The 19,216-nt window shown below is 41.4% G+C and carries 13 protein-coding genes and 1 pseudogene; 9 read left to right on the top strand and 5 right to left on the bottom strand.

All coding sequences use genetic code 11. The annotated features are described in order from the left end of the window. Positions 1–275: 275 nt before the first annotated feature. The gene (gene cfa / locus PSE72_RS07300; protein WP_115166830.1) at positions 276–1,439 is read left to right on the top strand and encodes a cyclopropane fatty acyl phospholipid synthase; all 1,164 of its coding nucleotides are present in this window, start codon (positions 276–278) and stop codon (positions 1,437–1,439) included. 70 nt (positions 1,440–1,509) lie between these two features. On the opposite strand, the gene torS is transcribed toward cfa, so the two are convergent. Beyond that, positions 1,510–4,263: a TMAO reductase system sensor histidine kinase/response regulator TorS gene (gene torS / locus PSE72_RS07295; RefSeq protein WP_217007912.1), complete on the bottom strand. Its 2,754-nt coding sequence runs from the start codon at positions 4,261–4,263 to the stop codon at positions 1,510–1,512. 93 nt (positions 4,264–4,356) lie between these two features. Between torS and torT the strand changes: the two genes are divergently transcribed. After that, a complete protein-coding gene (torT, locus tag PSE72_RS07290; protein WP_371021352.1) occupies positions 4,357–5,379 on the top strand; it encodes a TMAO reductase system periplasmic protein TorT in 1,023 nt (340 codons plus the stop codon). Here the strand turns inward: torT and torR are convergent. Further along, positions 5,352–6,053 (bottom strand): two-component system response regulator TorR, encoded by a 702-nt coding sequence (torR, locus tag PSE72_RS07285; RefSeq protein WP_198641409.1) that lies wholly within the window; start codon positions 6,051–6,053, stop codon positions 5,352–5,354. The genes torT and torR overlap by 28 nt on opposite strands. Positions 6,054–6,189: 136 nt before the next feature. Between torR and torC the strand changes: the two genes are divergently transcribed. The 3 genes from torC to torD are packed head-to-tail and all read left to right on the top strand — an operon-like array spanning position 6,190 to position 10,515. Beyond that, complete coding sequence (torC, locus tag PSE72_RS07280; protein ID WP_036958495.1) at positions 6,190–7,368, top strand: pentaheme c-type cytochrome TorC; 1,179 nt, start codon at positions 6,190–6,192, stop codon at positions 7,366–7,368. Then, positions 7,358–9,904 (top strand): trimethylamine-N-oxide reductase TorA, encoded by a 2,547-nt coding sequence (gene torA / locus PSE72_RS07275; protein ID WP_272690938.1) that lies wholly within the window; start codon positions 7,358–7,360, stop codon positions 9,902–9,904. The genes torC and torA overlap by 11 nt, the downstream gene beginning before the upstream one ends. Further along, entirely contained in the window at positions 9,901–10,515 is a 615-nt protein-coding gene (gene torD, locus PSE72_RS07270) for a molecular chaperone TorD (RefSeq protein WP_004913446.1), read from the top strand. The genes torA and torD overlap by 4 nt, the downstream gene beginning before the upstream one ends. A gap of 99 nt (positions 10,516–10,614) precedes the next feature. Here torD and PSE72_RS07265 read toward each other — a convergent pair. After that, a pseudogene (locus PSE72_RS07265) lies at positions 10,615–11,154 on the bottom strand (Rpn family recombination-promoting nuclease/putative transposase); the annotation flags it as partial. A gap of 183 nt (positions 11,155–11,337) precedes the next feature. Between PSE72_RS07265 and PSE72_RS07260 the strand changes: the two are divergent. Further along, positions 11,338–11,874, top strand: coding sequence for a GNAT family N-acetyltransferase (locus PSE72_RS07260; RefSeq protein ID WP_115166829.1), 537 nt, complete (start codon positions 11,338–11,340; stop codon positions 11,872–11,874). Between the two features lie 50 nt (positions 11,875–11,924). Here the strand turns inward: PSE72_RS07260 and PSE72_RS07255 are convergent, their stop codons facing one another. Beyond that, a complete protein-coding gene (locus PSE72_RS07255) occupies positions 11,925–12,548 on the bottom strand; it encodes an SDR family oxidoreductase (protein WP_115166828.1) in 624 nt (207 codons plus the stop codon). Between the two features lie 483 nt (positions 12,549–13,031). Here PSE72_RS07255 and PSE72_RS07250 point away from each other — a divergent pair, with 483 nt between their 5' ends. The 3 genes from PSE72_RS07250 to PSE72_RS07240 are packed head-to-tail and all read left to right on the top strand — an operon-like array spanning position 13,032 to position 18,301. Beyond that, positions 13,032–13,778, top strand: a complete 747-nt coding sequence (locus PSE72_RS07250) for a Slam-dependent surface lipoprotein (protein ID WP_004913462.1) — start codon at positions 13,032–13,034, stop codon at positions 13,776–13,778. Positions 13,779–13,812: 34 nt separating this feature from the next. Beyond that, the gene (locus PSE72_RS07245) at positions 13,813–15,312 is read left to right on the top strand and encodes a porin family protein (RefSeq protein ID WP_272690937.1); all 1,500 of its coding nucleotides are present in this window, start codon (positions 13,813–13,815) and stop codon (positions 15,310–15,312) included. A gap of 25 nt (positions 15,313–15,337) precedes the next feature. Continuing rightward, entirely contained in the window at positions 15,338–18,301 is a 2,964-nt protein-coding gene (locus tag PSE72_RS07240; RefSeq protein ID WP_115166826.1) for a TonB-dependent receptor domain-containing protein, read from the top strand. A 77-nt stretch (positions 18,302–18,378) separates the two neighbouring features. On the opposite strand, the gene PSE72_RS07235 is transcribed toward PSE72_RS07240, so the two are convergent. After that, positions 18,379–18,825: a GNAT family N-acetyltransferase gene (locus PSE72_RS07235; protein ID WP_004913470.1), complete on the bottom strand. Its 447-nt coding sequence runs from the start codon at positions 18,823–18,825 to the stop codon at positions 18,379–18,381. Positions 18,826–19,216 lie beyond the last annotated feature (391 nt).

Here is a 19,216-nt window from a genome sequence, read left to right as displayed (position 1 = left end):
GCTTTGATGAGCAAATAATTGTCTTATAAGAACTCTTTTTTTGGTTATAAGTGCCATTTCTAAGTATTAAGTGCAATTTCTATTGAAATTCAATGTGAACGTTTTATATTTTTTATAGAGTTATCTGAAACTGGATTTGAGCTTTATTTATAGCAACAATAACGCTAATACACTGACTGTCGTGCAGCGGTGGTCAATATTCCTGTTTTGCTGTACCACGAATACGTCACAAATAAAGTTCTCTGAATCCCACTTTGATAAAAATTGGAGATCAGATGAGTACTGAACAAGTCGTTAACCAAAAAACCACTATCGACTCTTGGCAACGCATTGCTACTGAATTATTGAGTGAAGCTGGCATTAAAATTAATGGCTCCCGCCCTTTCGATATCCAGGTACACAACCCCCATTTCTTTAAACGAGTGCTACAACACGGCTCAATAGGATTAGGTGAAAGCTATATGGATGGTTGGTGGGATTGCGAGCGTTTAGATATATTTTTCCAATATGTCTTACGCCATAAACTCGATAAAAAAATACCTCACAATTTCAGTGATACACTGAAAATTGCTGTCGCACGTGTTCGCAATTTACAAACCCTAAAACGTGCTCGTATTGTAGGAAAAGAACATTACGACCTCGGAAATGACTTGTTTTCCCTAATGCTCGACCCTTATATGCAATATTCTTGTGGCTACTGGAAAGGTTTAGAAACGGTTCCTGAAAACCTTCCTCTCGCGCAAGAACAAAAATTAAATTTAATCTGCGAAAAACTGCAATTAAAACCTGGTATGCGATTACTTGATATCGGCTGTGGCTGGGGTGGACTCGCTGCCTATGCAGCAAAAAACTTTGGGGTTTCTGTTACGGGTGTCACTATTTCCGCTGAGCAACAAAAATATGCTCAATCTCGCTGTGCAGGCTTAGATGTTGATATTAAATTAGAAGATTATCGGAATCTTAACGACCAATTTGACCGTATTGTCTCTGTAGGTATGTTTGAGCATGTCGGCCCTAAAAATTATGCGACTTACTTTGATGTTATTCAACGCAACCTAAAAGCTAACGGTTTGTTTTTACTTCACACCATTGGTTCTAATCAAAATAAAGTGAATGTTGACCCATGGACTAATAAGTATATTTTTCCAAACGGCTGCCTACCTTCGGTGCAAAATATTGGCGAAGCCAGCGAAGGCAAACTGGTCATGGAGGATTGGCATAATTTTGGTGCTGATTATGACCACACACTCATGGCATGGTATTCCCGCTTTCAAGCCGCTTGGCCAGAACTCGAGCATAATTATACACCTCGTTTCAAACGCATGTTTTCTTATTATTTAAATGCTTGTGCTGGTGCATTTAGAGCACGAGATATCCAATTATGGCAAATACTGTGGAGCCCACAAGGTGTGAGCGGTGGCATACGTGTTGCGCGTTAAGTTTTAGCCTAGAACATGGTCTTCAACAGATAAAAAGCAGCTAAATGAACCTTACTGGATATTTGAAGAATCAATGTGTTTTATTCAACCATTGCTCAATAGCCTGTAAGCCTTGCTGTATATCCTTTTTCAGCTGAGTATCCGCCATTGGCTGCTGTTCTAATAATGCACAGCTCTGTGCTGCGTGTTGCATTCCCAAACTGGCACAACTACTTTTTAACTGGTGAGCAAGGCGCTTTATTTGTTCTGTGTTCTTTTCTGCTCGTGCAATATCAATTTGGTCGATTAGTGGCAAGGAATGCTGTTTAAAAATACTCACCCATTCGCGAATTTTCGGAAGCCCCATTAATTCAGCATCACTAATAAGCTGTTGCAAATCTACAAATTTTTCCTGAACACTAGAATCGGACAACGTATACTCACCGCCTGAAATATATTTAACGATCAACTGGTTTAACCTATCTCTTGGTACTGGTTTTTGAATAATACCGCGAAAAACTTGACTCGTCCGTTGGCGCAATGTTTCATCAATCACATGAGCACTAAAACCAATCAAAACCAATGCGGGATAGGCTTTCGCTATTTGTTTAGCCAAGGTGATCCCATCGATATCAGGTAAACCAAAATCCACCAACGCTGCCGTAAATTGTTGCCCAGTTTGTAAAGCAGCTAATGCTTCTGCCGCAGAACCAACAGTGGTTACCTGTGCCCCACTTCGAGTTAACATTTCTCCACTGATTTTCTGAGTCAATAGGTTGTCTTCTATGAGTAATAAATGTACGCCCCGCATGTCTAATGATAGATCCGCCGATTTACTAACTGGATGCGAGGCAATAGATAACGGCAGTGTTAAACGAAAACAGCTTCCACTCCCTAACTGGCTACTAACCGTCAATTCACCACCCATCGCTTGTGCTAAACTTGCACTAATTGTCAGCCCAAGCCCTGTTCCACCCCGCTGGCTATCGACTTGCACAAATGGCTTAAAAATATCAGTAAATCGCGAGTTATCAATGCCACACCCGGTGTCTTCCACTTCAATAAACCAATATTTGCCATAACGGCAACTACGCAAAGTAATCCGCCCCTGCTGAGTGAAACGTAGTGCATTACTGAGTAAATTCGTGATAATTTGCCGGATCCGGAGTGGGTCCCCTTGTAAGGCTGTAGGTAAATCATCTGCAATATCAGCAACCAACTGAATAGCATGATTTTTATTACTGGCATTCATTAAATACAAGGTACTTTCCAATAATGGCTTGGGCTCGAAAGGTTCCTCATTGATAGAAACATTTTGTCCCCCAGCTTCAATAGCAGAGTAATCCAAAATGTCATTTAAAATAGCCAATAAGGATTCACCTGAATCCGTAATTGCATATAAATCATCATGATATTGATTAAGCGCTTTATTTTCTAATAGCAATTGCGCTGTCCCCAAAATTCCATAAAGTGGCGTGCGAATTTCATGGCTCATTGCCGCCAAAAATGCCGATTTTGCCTGATTGGCTTTTTCTGCTTCAGCGCGAGCTTTGCGATGCTCAACAACCATCACCCGCAGTTCTGCCGTTCTCACTTTGACTTGGTCCGCTAGTTGTTCACGCTGATTATTTAAAGCATGAACACTCGCACGAAATGCATCCATTAAACGGCCAATCGTATCAAGCTCTTTCACGCCTGCGGTTTCAGGAAATGCAGAGTCAATATCGCCCTCAAGCAAGCGCTGAAGCGCTTGGGTTTGCTGTGCCAACGGCTTTGTCACTAAGCGGTAAACCACTCGCCAAAGGATCAAAATCAATGAGAGTAATGAAACAATACTTAATGCTAGCAACCAATTTTGCCCCCGTTCACTGGCTTGTTTAAGTTGCCCCAATGCGGTTTGGTTACGAAGTTCAATGATGTCAACTAATTGAGCTACTTCACTACTAAAACGTGCAAATTGGTCAATATTATTTTGCGATAAAATCTGTAAACGAGTTGTGATGTCGTTATCTTGGCGATACAACGTAATTAACTCGATATAACGCTTAACGCTATTTAAGGCATTTTCTACCTGGCTTCTCACGGCAGGGTCTTCAATATATTTTTGCCGACGTTGTAAGATTTTGACTGCAGAATTCAGCTGATTTTCTAATTCTGCCATATTACGATTGGGTTGGTTTGAACCTAAATTAAGTACCATTTGCTGTACGCGCATAGCGCTTAATCGCAACTCATTCATTTGGCTAGCATATTCAAGGTCAATATCAATGAGTTGATCAAGGGCTTGCTGTGCTTGTTCCCCTTGTTTTCGCTCGATTAGGTCATAAATACTCACCTGCGTTGCACCAGCGGAGGTCGCTGCATTATTGGCTTGGCCATGCGCTTTTTGGGCGATATCACCCGCCGCAGCGATGATATGTTGCCTTAACTGTTGTTGCTCAGTGCGCAGTTTTAACCGCTGGCCAACTAATTCACCTTGTTGGCTTAATGATTGAGCGATTTCTTTTTCTTGTTGTTCTATATCTTGTGTGTTGAAGCCTTGTTCCCGTAATGTTTTCAGCAAATTAGTGATTTTAAGGCTTTGTGCCGTTAACATCCGTCCTTGCGCTAACCAAATACTTTCGCTATCTGCATTGGTGAGATTCTGCGCAGAAAATAGCTCCCAAGCACTTGCTTCACTCAATTGCCTTGCCATATTCATGGTTGGAATCAAAGCCTCGGTATTGGCCTGTTCAACTTGGCTAACAAAACGTAAGTTGTACCACCCCACAAGGGTGCTGATAAAGGTCAATACTGCCATCAGCGCAAAGCCCATCCACAATCGTCTAGTTAGTGATAAATTCACGGTTTAGTTAGCCTAAAAATTAAAATGGTTGAGTTAACTGCAAGAAAGCATTTAGGATAAAGGTTTCTGGTTTGTGAGGCTATCATGCGTGTATTGATTTTACTACTGTTCACATTTTACTCATTACTGAGCCTAGCAATGGCGCAGAATAGTTCACTCATTCAGTGGCGTGATACACTACACTTTACCTCCCAACCACATAATCCCATTACCGCTACAAAAACATGGAAATTGTGTGCGCTTTATCCTAGCTTAAAAGATTCTTATTGGTTATCAATTAATTATGGTATGCAAAAAGCAGCCAAAAGCTATAGTATTGACCTAAATGTATTAGAAGCTGGCGGATATAACCAGCTAGCTACTCAGCAAAAGCAAATTACGCAATGCCAACAGTGGGGAGCAGATGCCATTTTACTGGGCAGTAGCACCACAGCCTTTCCAAACCTGAGTCAACTGGTAGGAAATACGCCTGTCATTGAAGTCATCAACGCGACACACGATAAAACAGTTAAAACCCGCGTGGGTGTACCTTGGTTTCAAATGGGCTATCAGCCGGGACGCTATTTAGTGCAATGGAGCCAAGGTAAGCCATTGAAAGTGTTACTTATGCCTGGGCCATTAAATGCTGGCGGTAGCCTTGAAATGGAACAAGGATTCAGAGAGGCTATTGCGGGTAGCCATGTACAAATTGTGGATGTTGCACAAGGGGATAACGACATTGAAGTTCAACGCAATTTATTACATGAAATGCTAGAGCGTAACCCAGATATTGATGTCGTCGTTGGCACAGCTATCGCCGCTGAAGCCGCAATGGGTGAAGGCCGTAACTTAACAAAACCATTGAATATTGTTTCTTTTTACTTATCACATCAAGTCTATCGCGGCTTAAAAAGAGGCCGAATAATTATGGCAGCTAGCGACCAAATGGTTTGGCAAGGTGAGCTAGTCATTGAACAAGCCATCAAAGTATTACAAAAGCAGCCAGTTCCAAACAATATAAGCCCGCCAATTTTAGTGCTTACTCAACAAAATGCAGATAGTGAACACTTACGTAATTCATTATCTCCAGGAGGATTTAGGCCCGTATATCAGTATACATCGGCGGCTAAAAAATAACCTTCACCATGCTGAGTCACTAATAAATCAGCATTAATCTTGTGGCGTAAACGGCGAATAAGTACATCTACCGTGCGTAAATCAGGGTTATCAACCCGACGGGCTGATAACATACGTAAAAGACGTTCTCGGGTTAGAATCTCCCGTGGGTTTGTCACAAAAGCCACTAGCATTTCATATTCAGCACGAGTGAGTTTGATTGCTTGATGCTTAAATTCGAGCGTATGCATCGAAACATTTAGGCAATAGCCAGCGAACTGATAGCAATTATCTTGAGAAACAACCTGGGTTTGTGATGGTTTAGCAAGATCAATTCGCCAAAGTAAATTTTTGACACGAACAACGAGCTCCCTGAGTTCCAAAGGTTTAGTAACGTAATCATCCGCTCCCATTTCTAAACCCACAATACGGTCAATTTGGTCACAACGGCCTGTGACTAAAATAATTCCTACTGTAAAACGCTCACGTAGCGCCCTTGTTAACATTAACCCATTTTCATCCGGTAAATTAATATCCAACAGAATCAAGTCAACTACTTGCTGATCCATAATTTCGCGTAAACCTGCACCATTCCCCGTAACAGAAACACGATATCCTTCTTGCTCAAAGTAAGCCTGTAAACGCGCCTGAGTAACGGGTTCGTCTTCAACAACCACAATATGATGTGATGTCATTGATATACTCTCTTCTGTTCATATCTGTTCATATTTACCCATATCTTGCCGTAAGCTGTTCATCCTGACTAGTACCGCTATTCATATTAACTCAATAAGATCGCCTGTATTAAACCATATAATTACAGGGGCTATTATGCGGAAACTCTGGAGAGCGTTGCGAAAACCAAGTGCTCGTTGGTCAATGCTTACGTTAATCGTTGTCGGGATTGCAGTGGGTGTTGCGTTAATCGTTGTACCCCATGTTGGGATGAAAGTGACTAGCACCACCGAGTTTTGTGTCAGTTGCCATAGCATGGAACCCGTTTACGAAGAATATAAGCAATCCGTGCATTTCCAAAATGCCTCTGGGGTACGTGCAGAATGCCATGACTGCCATATTCCCTCCGACCTTCCAGGCATGATTAAACGGAAACTCGAAGCAAGCAATGATATTTATCAAACATTTATTGCTCATTCGATAGATACCCCTGAAAAATTTGAAGCCAAACGCGCCGAACTTGCAGAACGTGAATGGGCTCGCATGAAAGAGAACAATTCGGCCACTTGCCGCTCTTGTCATGATTACGACTCGATGGATCACGCCAAGCAAAATCCAGAAGCGGCTCGCCAGATGCAAATCGCTGCGAAAGAGAATCAATCCTGCATTGACTGCCACAAAGGAATTGCCCACCAATTACCTGATATGAGCAGCGGTTTTCGTAAACAATTCGATGAGCTGCGCGCGAAGGCAAATAGTGATTCCGACATTCTGTATTCACTTGATATTAAACCTATTTATGCAAATAAAGGGGATAAAGACCCTGCTGGCTCGTTACTTCCTGCCTCAGAGGTGAAAGTCCTAAAACGTGATGGCGATTGGCTACAAGTTGAAATCACTGGGTGGACAGAAACTGATGGCCGCCAACGAGTCCTATCCGAATTCCCTGGTAAACGAATTTTCGTTGCTTCTATACGCGGTGATGTTCAAGAAAATGTGAAAAATTTAGAGAGTACCGTCGTCGCTGCAACAGATACCTCATGGAGCAAATTGCAAGCGACCGCCTGGATGCAGCAAGGCGATATGGTCAATGATATCAAACCGATATGGGCTTATGCAGACTCTTTATATAACGGCTCTTGTAATCAATGCCATGGCGCGCCAGATATTGCCCACTTTGATGCTAACGGTTGGATAGGCACATTAAACGGTATGATTGGCTTTACCAGTTTAGATAAGCGAGAAGAGCGCACCTTACTGAAATACTTACAAATGAATGCATCTGATACCGCAGGATCTTCACACGGTGATAACGGAGTACAGAATGAAAAATAATCCAACTTTTCAAGCTTCTCGTCGGCGCTTTTTGTTCCAGCTTGGCGGACTCACTGTTGCGGGTATGTTAGGCCCTTCCCTCTTAACACCACGTAAGGCTAGCGCTGCAACGGCTGGTGAACAAACTGCGGTGGTACAAGAAGGCATTCTGACTGGGTCGCACTGGGGTGCAATCCGCGCTACTGTGGTTGATGGTCGCTTTATCGAAGCCAAGCCCTTTGAACACGATAAATTTCCATCCAAAATGATTGCAGGGTTACCTGACCATGTTCATGGTACTGCCCGTATTCGTTATCCAATGGTACGTGTTGACTGGCTACGTAAACGCCATTTAAGTGATACCTCACAACGAGGTGATAACCGCTTCGTACGTGTTTCTTGGGATGAAGCCCTTGATTTGTTCTATCAAGAATTAGAACGTGTTCAAACAACCTATGGACCAAGTGGATTACTCACTGCAAATGGTTGGCAATCGACAGGGATGCTTCACAACGCTTCAGGTATGTTAGCTCGCGCCATTGCGCTGCATGGCAATAGTGTCAGTACTGGCGGAGATTACTCAACAGGGGCTGCACAAGTAATTTTACCTCGAGTTGTTGGGTCGATGGAGGTTTATGAACAACAAACCTCTTGGCCGTTAGTCCTCAAAAATAGTAAAACCATTGTGTTGTGGGGCTCTGACCTGATTAAAAATCAACAAGCTAACTGGTGGTGCCCTGATCATGACGTTTATGAATATTATGAACAATTGAAAGCAAAAGCCGCTAACGGTGAGATAAAAGTCATCAGTATTGACCCTATAATCACCTCAACGCATGATTACCTTGGGCGTGCCAATGTTCAACATATCGCGATTAACCCGCAAGCGGATGTACCATTACAATTAGCCATCGCCCACACGCTTTACATTGAAGACTTACATGATAAAACCTTCTTAAAAGAATATTGTGTCGGTTTCGAGCAATTTGTTCCCTACTTAATGGGAAAAACGGATGGGCAACCCAAAGATGCACAATGGGCAGCTGAAATTTGTGGTATTGATGCCGATACAATCCAAGCTTTAGCTCGCCAAATGGCAGCAGATCGCACCCAAATCATTGCAGGTTGGTGCGTTCAACGCATGCAACATGGTGAACAATGGTCATGGATGATTGTTGTTTTAGCTGCGATGTTAGGTCAAATTGGCTTACCGGGTGGAGGATTTGGCTTCGGTTGGCACTACAATGGAGCAGGAACCCCTAGCCGTCAGGGAATTATTTTAAGTGGTTTTTCTGGCTCAACTAAAGTGCCCCCCATTCATGATAACAATGACTACAAAGGCTACAGCAGCACCATTCCTATTGCTCGTTTTATTGATGCGATTTTAGAGCCCGGAAAAACAATCAACTGGAACGGTAAAGCGGTTAAATTACCGCCACTAAAAATGTGCGTATTTGCCGGAACCAATCCATTCCACCGCCACCAACAAATTAACCGTATTATTGAAGGTTGGCGCAAGCTTGAAACGGTTGTTTCTATCGATAATCAATGGACATCCACTTGCCGCTTTGCCGATATCGTATTACCGGCGACCACGCAATTTGAACGTAATGACCTTGACCAATACGGTAACCATTCAAATCGTGGCATTATTGCAATGAAACAACTCGTTGAACCGCAATTTGAGTCACGCAATGACTTGGATATTTTACGCGACCTATGCCGCCGTTTTGGTCGTGAAGAAGCCTTTACTGAAGGTTTGGACGAAATGGGCTGGCTAAAACGTATTTGGCAAGAAGGCAGCCAGCAGGGGAAAGGCCGTGGTATTCATCTACCCTCTTTCGATGTGTTCTGGGAAAAAGAAGGCTATGTGGAATTTGAACATCCACAAATGTTTGTTCGTCATCAAGCATTTAGAGAAGATCCCGACTTAGAACCATTAGGAACACCGAGTGGTTTAATTGAAATTTACTCAAAAACTATTGCCGACATGCAATATGATGATTGCCAAGGCCACCCAATGTGGTTCGAAAAAGCAGAACGCTCTCATGGTGGTCCAGGTTCAAAAAAATGGCCATTACATTTGCAATCTGCACATCCCGATTTTCGCTTACACTCACAACTGTGCGAGTCCCCTGTATTACGTCAATATTATTCCGTTAGTGGCAAAGAACCTGTCTTTATTAGTCCTCAAGATGCGAAAGCTAGGGGTATACAAAATGGTGATATCGTTCGCGTTTTCAACGACCGAGGGCAAGTGTTAGCGGGAGCTGTGGTTTCAGACCTATACACAAAAGGCGTTGCCCGTATCCATGAGGGAGCTTGGTATGACCCGACTAAGGGCGGAGAAATCAATGCGCTGTGCAAATACGGAAACCCAAACGTATTGACGCTTGATATTGGAACCTCTCAATTAGCGCAAGCCACCAGTGCACATACAACCTTAGTAGAGATAGAAAAATATACAGGACAAGTGGATAACGTGAATGCATTCGATGGGCCAATTGAAATGGTTGCTCAGTGTGAATATGTTCCTGCATCACAGGTGAATAAATGACAAAACAAAGCACTTTAGCACCAGAACAAATAGCGTGTATTTATGCATGGCTAGCACAATTGTTCTCACGTGAACTAGATAGTGCAACATTAGTGCAACTTCAATCTAGCGAGATGATGGATTGGTTTACGACTGTCGAGCAGGAACCCGTTCTAACTTTGCCAATTCAAGCAGTTAAAACAAAAGTCCAAGCGCTAATAATGCGAAATGATGCACAACTCGAATTAGCCGCCGACTTCTGTAGCTTATTTTTAATGTCTGATAAGCAATCAGCTTTACCTTACGCCTCAGTTTATCCAAACTGTGAGCAAGGTAATGAACAAATTAAGTACTTATTAGCCGAGGCTGGAATGGAAACTAATGAGGCATTTAGAGAGCCTTCTGATCATATTTCAATTTTTTTGGAGCTATTAAGTCACTTACATTTTTCATTAAATGAAGCCCATTTGGACCAAGAAAAAGTAAGGCAATTGCGCCTAAAAACCTTGTCACTTTTACTGCAATGGCTACCAATATTTAGCCAAAATTGCCAACGGTATGATGAGTTTGGTTTTTATGCCGCTTTGAGTCAACTGTCGTTAGCACTAGTTCAATGGGATAAGCAAACCTAGTAGATGCCATTTAAATAATTTATATATTATTCAACTATTATTAAATAAAGGGATATTGATAAATAATATCCCTTTTAAATCTGAGTCATAACACCTGAGTTACTGTAAAGAAATAAGTTTTTCACGGCTCAGCCCAGTGCTTTTCATTATTATCTCGATACTAACTCCTTGTTCCAAAAGATTCCGTGCCGTTGTTATATTTGCCTCTTCTTTGCCTTTTTTAAATCCCTCTTGCAACCCTTCTTGCCGCCCTTCTTGCCGTCCTTTATCTTGCAATCGTTGCGCAATATTCATGATTGTCTCCTTATGCTTTTCTGTTTGTTCACCTAAAACTTGAATAACTTGTTCAAAATTATGGGAATCCAAGGCAATAAACAAATAATTTAGGATAGTTATGATGTCGTTATCACTATTATAATGTTTATTGAGTGCCTTCGCCAAGAGAGGGAGTACTTGTTGGAATTCATCCCGAAGATATTTATGTTTCATCGCTAATTCCATTACTGCTATTTTTCGATGGTTAACGAGTTCATTATCATCAATAACGGTAATATCTACGAGTGGAAACGGTTGTGTGTATAACTCATGTGCAATCTCTGGTAATGGAAAACACTCCGTCCAAAGTTGTGTATATGGAAATGAAAATAACGTTTGAGTAATACCACAAAATATATCAATGGCTTTATTAAAAAACACCAAAATAGCTTTTAGCACTAACGCATTCAAACCATCATAGTCAATTTTGATATGCTATATACTTTGCTCCTACAAGCTTAACGATTTTTTATTTCAGCCCTCTTTACAATTATTCCATGGTGCTAAATGACTATAGAATATAAAAACAAACACACATCTCAACTTTCAGCAGAGAATAGAGAGGCATTATATTCCATGCTATTTCAAAGCTTTGAGCAAGATTTTACCCATGATGATTTTGAACATGCTTTGGGGGGAATGCACGTCTTGGCTTATGACCAACAACAAATTATTGGCCACGTTGCTATTATTCAACGTCATATGGCAATCGGTAATACGCCAATAACGGTTGGCTATGTTGAAGCGATGGCGGTACGGGAAAACTACCGTCGCCAAGGGATCGGCAAACAGCTTATGCTGGCTACCAACCAAATTATTGCCGATTGTTATCAACTGGGTCTGCTTTCTGCATCAGATCAGGGCTTCCCTGTATATCAATCTGTCGGCTGGCAGGTATGGAACGGGCCATTATATGAGCTCAATCAAAGCCATTATATCCACTCTGTCGATGAAGAAGGTGGCGTCATGGGGTGGTCAAAAAACAATTTAATTGATTTTTCACAACCCCTATATTGTGACTTTCGCAGTGGAGACCAATGGTAGCCCTATTTGTAATAAAAAACAGATAAGCTACACAAATAACCTCGTTTTTATTAAGCGGGTACCAACCCCGGCTGTACTACGCTATAAATTTGTTTTTTCAATTCACCTTGCTTAGCCAACTGATAAACATGCGCAGCAACATCCGCACGCATCACTAAGCCATGAACTTCAACCTCTTGTTGAAGAATTGCTTTTCCCGTTGGCTCACCATGTAATAACCCACCAGGGCGAACAATCACATAATCTAATGAGCTAGTTTGTAGCCATGACTCCGCAAGGGATTTTTCTCTCACAGCCTGACCAAATGCAGCGCGTGACCGGGCAGACAAATAAGGCCATGAATCCCCACAACCTAATGATGTGACTAACACCATACGAGATATCCCAGCTTGTTCTGCACAATCAATCACCGTACGGTGAGCTAAATAATCTTGGCTCCCTCCCATGGTTGAAATAACCGTGGCAGTTGTTCCTGCTGCATGACAAGCAGCCTTAACCACTTCACTATCACAAGCATCACCAATGAAGACTTGCGCACCTAGCGCCTCCAATGCCTCTGCAGACTGCTTATTACGCACAACAACGATGACAGGGCGTTTCTTTGCAATTGCCAACTGAGCAATTTGACGACCAACACCTTTTCCACCCGCGCCAAAAATTAACCATGGAGCCATATCTTTATTCCTTTATATTTTGAGTGATTATAAACCTAGCTGTGTACCGTAAAGACAAAATTACCACAACAGTAATGATAATGCGCATTGTTTGCATTTGTTTTTTTTGATTTATTTACCCCACCATTGTCTACGAACGATGATGAAATAATAAACAACATAAACTTTAATGTTTTTAATGTAATCCATTCAATCAAACGCATTAAAATGTGACTAATTTAACTTTTTTATCAAAAAATAATTACCATTAAAATTGATAATCCAACAAATTAACTACAAAAATAAATCGTAATATCAACCACTAACAGCAAGATCAATATCACTATCTCATTGATACCCATAATTATTTTAATGTTAATGCGAAGAATTATCATTTGCATTTATATTATTATTTGATTTAATACAACTCGTCATATATATGCGAAATAATAATTTCTTAATCAATAGTATCGTTAATATCTTTAATAAAAATGGAGTATTTCGATGAAAAAGTTAAATATTATCGCTCTAGCACTCGCAACCTGCACAGTAACTTTTGGTGCTTCTGCAGCAATCGGTTCTGGCCAAAGCCAACCTTTCGATGCTAATCAGCCTTCCGTCCGTGTTGGTGCAACAGAAGGAACCGGTGGTGGTCATGGCGGTGCTGCGGGTGACCCAGGTATTGGTGTGCAATCTGTTTATGGTGGAAAAACCATTTCTTTCTCAGGCTTAACTCGAATGGCACCAATACAGGCAGGAAATGAAGCACATGTTATTTCCATGCCTAATGGACCTGGTTCGCATGACAAAATGGGCGTTTTTAACTTTGCCAAAATTGCAGATGCAGAAGTCTATTTTGGTGAATGGTCATCGACAGGACAAGTTAGTGACACCACACATACCGCTTACTATTCTGGCAAGGATGTCACCACCAATATGCCTACAGCTGGCACAGCGGAATACTCCGTTAAAGGAATAAGCCAATACAATGGAGGCGCACTAACCGCAGGGACTCTGACAGCCAACTTTGGTACTAAATCCTTAGCAGGGAATATTGGTGCAACCAATATTGATGCCACCATTAAAAACAATGCCACTTTCGCCGGGGCGGCCACTCTTAATGGTGAATCAGGCTCAACAAATGGACACTTCTTTGGCGATCAAGCTAAGCATATTGCTGGTGTCACTCAATTTGAAGATCACAGCAAAGATATGGCCTTTGGTGGAAGCCGTGGGAATATTTCCCAGTAACCCGTAAATCAACCTTGGTGGCCAACCATAAAGCGTGACAGGCAGTTGGCCACTGCCTTTTATTACCGAAGCTAATCCTATGCGATATCTGTTATTAACCCCTGCCATTATGATGCTTATAGCCGTATTCTCTGCATTTCCAGCCAGCTTGGACACTGACCGAGAACAATTGTTATGGCAAAAAGACAAACAAAACTATCGTGATAAAAGTGCAGTAGTCCCCAATAAAGACCAATTGCTTCTCCCAGATGACCTATCAATTAACTTAAATGGGGAAAATTATGCCCTTGAGAATAATGCCCAAGACCTCGGGCAAGCCATTTATCTGGCAATTAACCACAGGCAATTTGAAGACGTACAGCGCTTATTACCCCGCTACCAACAACTCGCTGATGCAGATCCATTGCTCATTTTATTTGCAAAAGCAGAAATTGCTAAATCGCAAAATCATTACCCTGAAGCGATTGCCCACTACCAACAAATATTGGCACGGTCGCCAAAGTTTCTTCGCATAAAATTAGAACTGGCCCGGGCTTATTTTGAAGATAACCAAAATAAAGAGTCTTTGGCTTTATTCCAAAATTTAATCAACGATGAAACACTCGCATTACCTACGAATGTGAAGCAAACCATCCAGCAATTTATTAGTGCTATCGAAAACCGCACCGCTTGGACTGGCAGTCTCTCCTTTGGCTATAAATACAACAGTAATATCAACCAAGTTCCAGATAAAAATAAAGTTTGGGAAACGCCAGGGGGAACCTGGAAAATGGCTAACCCCAAATCATCACCGGGACTCACCTATGATGCAAGTCTGAGTAAAATTATTCCTATCTCGGGCAATCATTCCCTGCAAATCAAGGGGACATCTTATGGTGACCGCTATCCGCACTATGCTGAATTCAGTGAAAACACGTCTTCTTTAGCAACTTTATATCGTTTTAATGATGCGAACACCACTATCGCATTCGGCCCATTAGTTGAGTTAAAAACGGTCAATGAAAAGCGCCGTTATTTAGGCATAGGGGGAAAAATTGAAGCTGACTACCAATTTTCACCTCGTGTGCTCCTAAGTACCTCCGCTGACTACCAACAACTTCATTATCAAAAACCGTATGACAGTGCCAATGGTAATCGAAGTAGCCTACATCTAACCGGTGTCTATGGTATTACCCCAGATACCTCCCTCTTTTTGGGGGCTGATGCGACTCGTCTCACCACAGAAGTTCGTAGCGATGATTATGACCAATTGGGTATCCGAGGCGGCTTTTATCACGTGCTAACACCCAATATTCATTTACTGGCACTTGCAACTTACCGAGAAAGCCAATTCAAGGCCTTCAACCAAATGTTGAATGTTAAACGCCATGATAGAGAAGCGATGTATTTTGCGCGTCTTAGTTTTCCAAATTATTCATTGCTCACATTTACGCCTTATACCAGTTACCGCTTTCGTGATAACCGCAGTTCTGCAGATGGAATTTACTCCTACCACCAGCACGAAATTTCTATTGGATTAGAAACCCGTTTTTAAGCGTTATGGCATAGAGAAAAACACAATGTATAAATACAAATTAACACCTATTACTACTGCAATTATTACTGCTCTTTTTATTCCAACAACCGCTTTAGGGGAAAAAGAAGAACACATCGGCACCATTACTGTTCAAGATTCAGCAAAAACTATCAAAGAACGGGATCAACAAGGTTACGATGATCAATATGATGCTAAAGGTTCTAAAATTTATTTAGGAAAAGACCTTGTTGAGCGCTATAAAGGTACCAGTACCGCGGATGTGCTTAATAGTGCAGTTGGTGTCTATAGTGGTGATGCAAGAAACAGTGGCGCGTTAGACCCGAATATTCGAGGCATTCAAGGGCAAGAACGTGTTCCTGTCACGGTTGACGGCACAGAACAGTCGTTAACCGTTTATCGGGGTTACAATGGGGCAAACAACCGTAACTATGTGGACCCAAACCTCATTAGTAGCATTGAGATTGAAAAAAGTGGTTCTCTTGCTGGTGATATAAAAACCTCTGTTGGCGGTGGAATAGCCATCAGAACCATAGGAATAGATGACGTTGTTGCTCCGGGCGAAAAGTTTGGTGTCAGCTTAAAACTAGAAACCAGCAGCAATTCTACTCGTGAGCGTGTTCCCCACTTTGGTTATGGCGAAGATTACCGAGATCACCCTGAGATTTATAAAAATAATAACTATGTTTTCTCTGATCCAGTCGTCAACATCACACCGAAATCCCGAGGAAGCGCTCAATTCTTTAATTTTAAAGATAATGGCGGAAGAATAGCGGTTGGGACTCGACAGGAAAAGTTTGATTTAATGGCCGCCTATGCTTATCGCCGGCAAGGTAATTATTTTGCGGGGAAAAATGGCGCTCACCGTTATAAAGAATCGGTTCAATTAAATGAACAACAAACAGTACAGCAACAGCTTGGTCCAGACCCTTACTTACCTTTTGCTGCCAATGTATTTCGCCCCGGAAAAGAAGTTACGAATACCTCCAATGAGTTGGAATCCTATTTAGTTAAAACTAATTTATATCTCACTGAAAACCAAACATTACATCTTGGTTTTCGCCGAAGTGAAAGCACCTATGGTGAAATCATGCCATCACGTTTAGGATTTGCTGAGCTTGAAGGAAAACAAGTATTACCCCAATGGCCATTAGCTCACTTTACGGTCAATGCTTATAATGCCGAATATAAATGGAAACCTGAAGATAATCAATGGATTGACCTAAACGCAAATGTGTGGATGACCCATTCCGTAGGGGATACCAATACCTCAGGTGGCTACCCACGAGAACCCAAAGAACGCGATTGGGGCTTCGAGTATGGTTATGGTGGTGGAAAAGCCCCTAACATTGATGGTTCATTAATTAATACCGCAGCAACTAACTCTGAGAATGACCGTATTGGCTTTAATTTGCGCAATACCATGGCACTCACGCCCGATCTTGATTTAACGATCCGCGGTTCAATGCTCAAAGAAAAATTGGACTCTAACGACGTACCGCCATCTCAAACCGCCAGCCCTTTTATTGCCCTTCCTCGTAAAGGTCATCGCCAAGAAACCAGTATTGCCTTTAACTTTAACTATCGCCCAACGAGCTGGTTAGAACTGGATGCGGGCGCAAAATATATTGATGGCTGGACAGAAGATGATTATTTAAAAGAACAAATGCGCAATCGCACCAAGGGCTTCCAAAACCCTGACGAGCGCCTTGCTAAACAAATAAATTACAACCGAATTTTAACCAAAGAAGAGTATAACGAGGCTGTTGCCAATGGCTACCAAGCGTTTAATGGTGGTTATAAAAACAGCCAAATATTACTTAAAACATTAGGGTTGGAAGATACCGACTATACCGTTTTTATTACTAAAAGAAACAACGCTCAGCGCCCAGAAGAAAATGGTGTTTTAGACGTTAATTTCCGCGCCGAATGGAAATCAGATAGCGATGGGCGCTATACCACCAAAACAAACCCTTTCCATAACGGTACTTTTGACTCTCAAGCTCGTGCTGTTGACCCTGTTACTGGCAAGGAAGTTTATGTCTATGGTTCAAGTTATTCACACCCAGCCGATGATATCAAGCGCGAACTCACTGAAGAAGAAAAATGGAAATTCTCAGGCAAACAAAAAAGCCATGGCTGGGCTCCCGCTTTTGGTGCCAATATTTGGTTATCTGATAACGACCGGGTTTATGCACGCTATATAGAGACGGTTCGCTTACCGAGTATTTTTGAAAACAGCATTGGGTTTGCAGGGGAAAGTGAAGCCCGTAAAGAGAAAATGTTATTTAAACCCGAACGTGCAAAAACCTTTGAATTTGGTTATTCACGTAATTTACAAGGTTTACTCGGCGCTGAACGCCACGCTGACGTGAAAATAGGCTATTACCATACTGTCATTGAAAATGCTTTTGACCGTGATGGACGTCTTAATTTTGTTCAAGTAAAAGAACATAAAACAGCAGGAATTGAAGCTTTGGCACGCTATGATAATGGTGGTGTATTTATGGATATTGGTGTCGATTACCGCCTCAAAAATGAAGTCTGTGATGATTCGGCTCCAGCCAATCTTGACCCGGCTAATCGCTATAATATCTCCCAATGTACAACTGCAGGTTTCCCTGGCGGTTTTTTACGTACACAATTACAGCCTAAATATGCCATAAATTCCAACCTAGGCATGCGCTTTATGGATGAGGCCCTCGAAGTGGGAACACGCTTACGTTATACCAGTAGCGTACAAAATAAAGATGAACGCAAACTGATGCAGCAGTTCCCGGGGAGTTATTCGATGGCGAATAATAGCCCAATGCACTGGACGCCTACCTTTACTGCAGATGCCTACGCAAGTTACCAAATTGACAAAAATATTAATGTCGAATTCTTAGTGACCAACTTAACTGACCGTTATTATATCGACCCACTGACGCGCAGTATGATGCCAGCCCCCGGGCGCACACTACGCTTAGGATTAAATGCGCAATTTTAGATAAATATTGTAGGTTTATCGCTCTACAAATATCCGCTGCTAACTATAAGTTGGAGCGGATATTCGTCATTTCAGCACTAAAAAACTAGCCGCATAATGGTTTCATCAAATTCATCTTGGTCAACAACGGAAAAACCAAACTGTTCAAAAAATGGTTTCATCATGTCATTGCCTTCGATATAACAAATTGATACTGATTGATATTTACCTAAGCTTTTTATTTCATCGAGAACAAGTGGAATAGCCAGAGAACCAAAGCCTTTTCTTTGGTGTTTAATATCAATCATCAATTGGCCAATAAAAACCTCTTCGGGCCGACCATTTTCATGGTTTGAATAATATTGAACAAAACCAACGGGCTCATTATCAACATAGATACCACGATTAATATAGTAATCAAAAAATTTTGAGGCTGCGATTGACTCTGAGTTAAGAGCCACAAAGTCTTCCTGTTCTTTAGTTATTTCAAGACAGATGATATCCACCCAATTATCTTTGGTGATATCTTTTAACGTAATAGTCATAAACACCTTTCTTTTGGTTTGCCGTTCACAATGCCGCTGCGATAAAAAGACGACTTAGTGTAAATTAACAACAAACACTTTTTTGTTCGCGCAATTCGTGCCTTTATATTTTTCGATATTCAATAAACAAATAACAGGTAAACATGTTACGGATAACATGAATTTCAGCAAATAGACTAAAATAAAATTTCGACTCATTTATTGCTTTCAAATTAAGAAATATTCAGAATTGAGATCCATGTCAAATATCACTGCCAAATACAATATTATTGTAATTTATCAAATTTTTTTGAATAAAATCAGCAAAAACAAATCAGTTTATTACTCTAATAATCAAATTAAATTCAGACCAAAATAAAAATAAAAGCCCAAAGAAACCATAACAACCTCC

Source organism: Providencia sp. PROV116 (assembly GCF_028482485.1).
In the GTDB taxonomy this organism is placed as follows: Bacteria; Pseudomonadota; Gammaproteobacteria; order Enterobacterales; family Enterobacteriaceae; genus Providencia; species Providencia rettgeri.
The sequence above is the reverse complement of the archived record's forward strand: the minus strand, read 5'-3'. Positions and strand labels throughout refer to the sequence as shown.

Excerpts from the sequence above, each read along its gene's own strand:
- cfa (WP_115166830.1), top strand. The coding sequence starts at position 276 with ATGAGTACTGAACAAGTCGTTAACCAAAAAACCACTATCGACTCTTGG.
- torR (WP_198641409.1), bottom strand. The coding sequence starts at position 6,053 with ATGACATCACATCATATTGTGGTTGTTGAAGACGAACCCGTTACTCAG.
- torC (WP_036958495.1), top strand. The coding sequence starts at position 6,190 with ATGCGGAAACTCTGGAGAGCGTTGCGAAAACCAAGTGCTCGTTGGTCA.
- torA (WP_272690938.1), top strand. The coding sequence starts at position 7,358 with ATGAAAAATAATCCAACTTTTCAAGCTTCTCGTCGGCGCTTTTTGTTC.
- torD (WP_004913446.1), top strand. The coding sequence starts at position 9,901 with ATGACAAAACAAAGCACTTTAGCACCAGAACAAATAGCGTGTATTTAT.
- PSE72_RS07260 (WP_115166829.1), top strand. The coding sequence starts at position 11,338 with ATGACTATAGAATATAAAAACAAACACACATCTCAACTTTCAGCAGAG.
- PSE72_RS07255 (WP_115166828.1), bottom strand. The coding sequence starts at position 12,548 with ATGGCTCCATGGTTAATTTTTGGCGCGGGTGGAAAAGGTGTTGGTCGT.
- PSE72_RS07250 (WP_004913462.1), top strand. The coding sequence starts at position 13,032 with ATGAAAAAGTTAAATATTATCGCTCTAGCACTCGCAACCTGCACAGTA.
- PSE72_RS07240 (WP_115166826.1), top strand. The coding sequence starts at position 15,338 with ATGTATAAATACAAATTAACACCTATTACTACTGCAATTATTACTGCT.
- PSE72_RS07235 (WP_004913470.1), bottom strand. The coding sequence starts at position 18,825 with ATGACTATTACGTTAAAAGATATCACCAAAGATAATTGGGTGGATATC.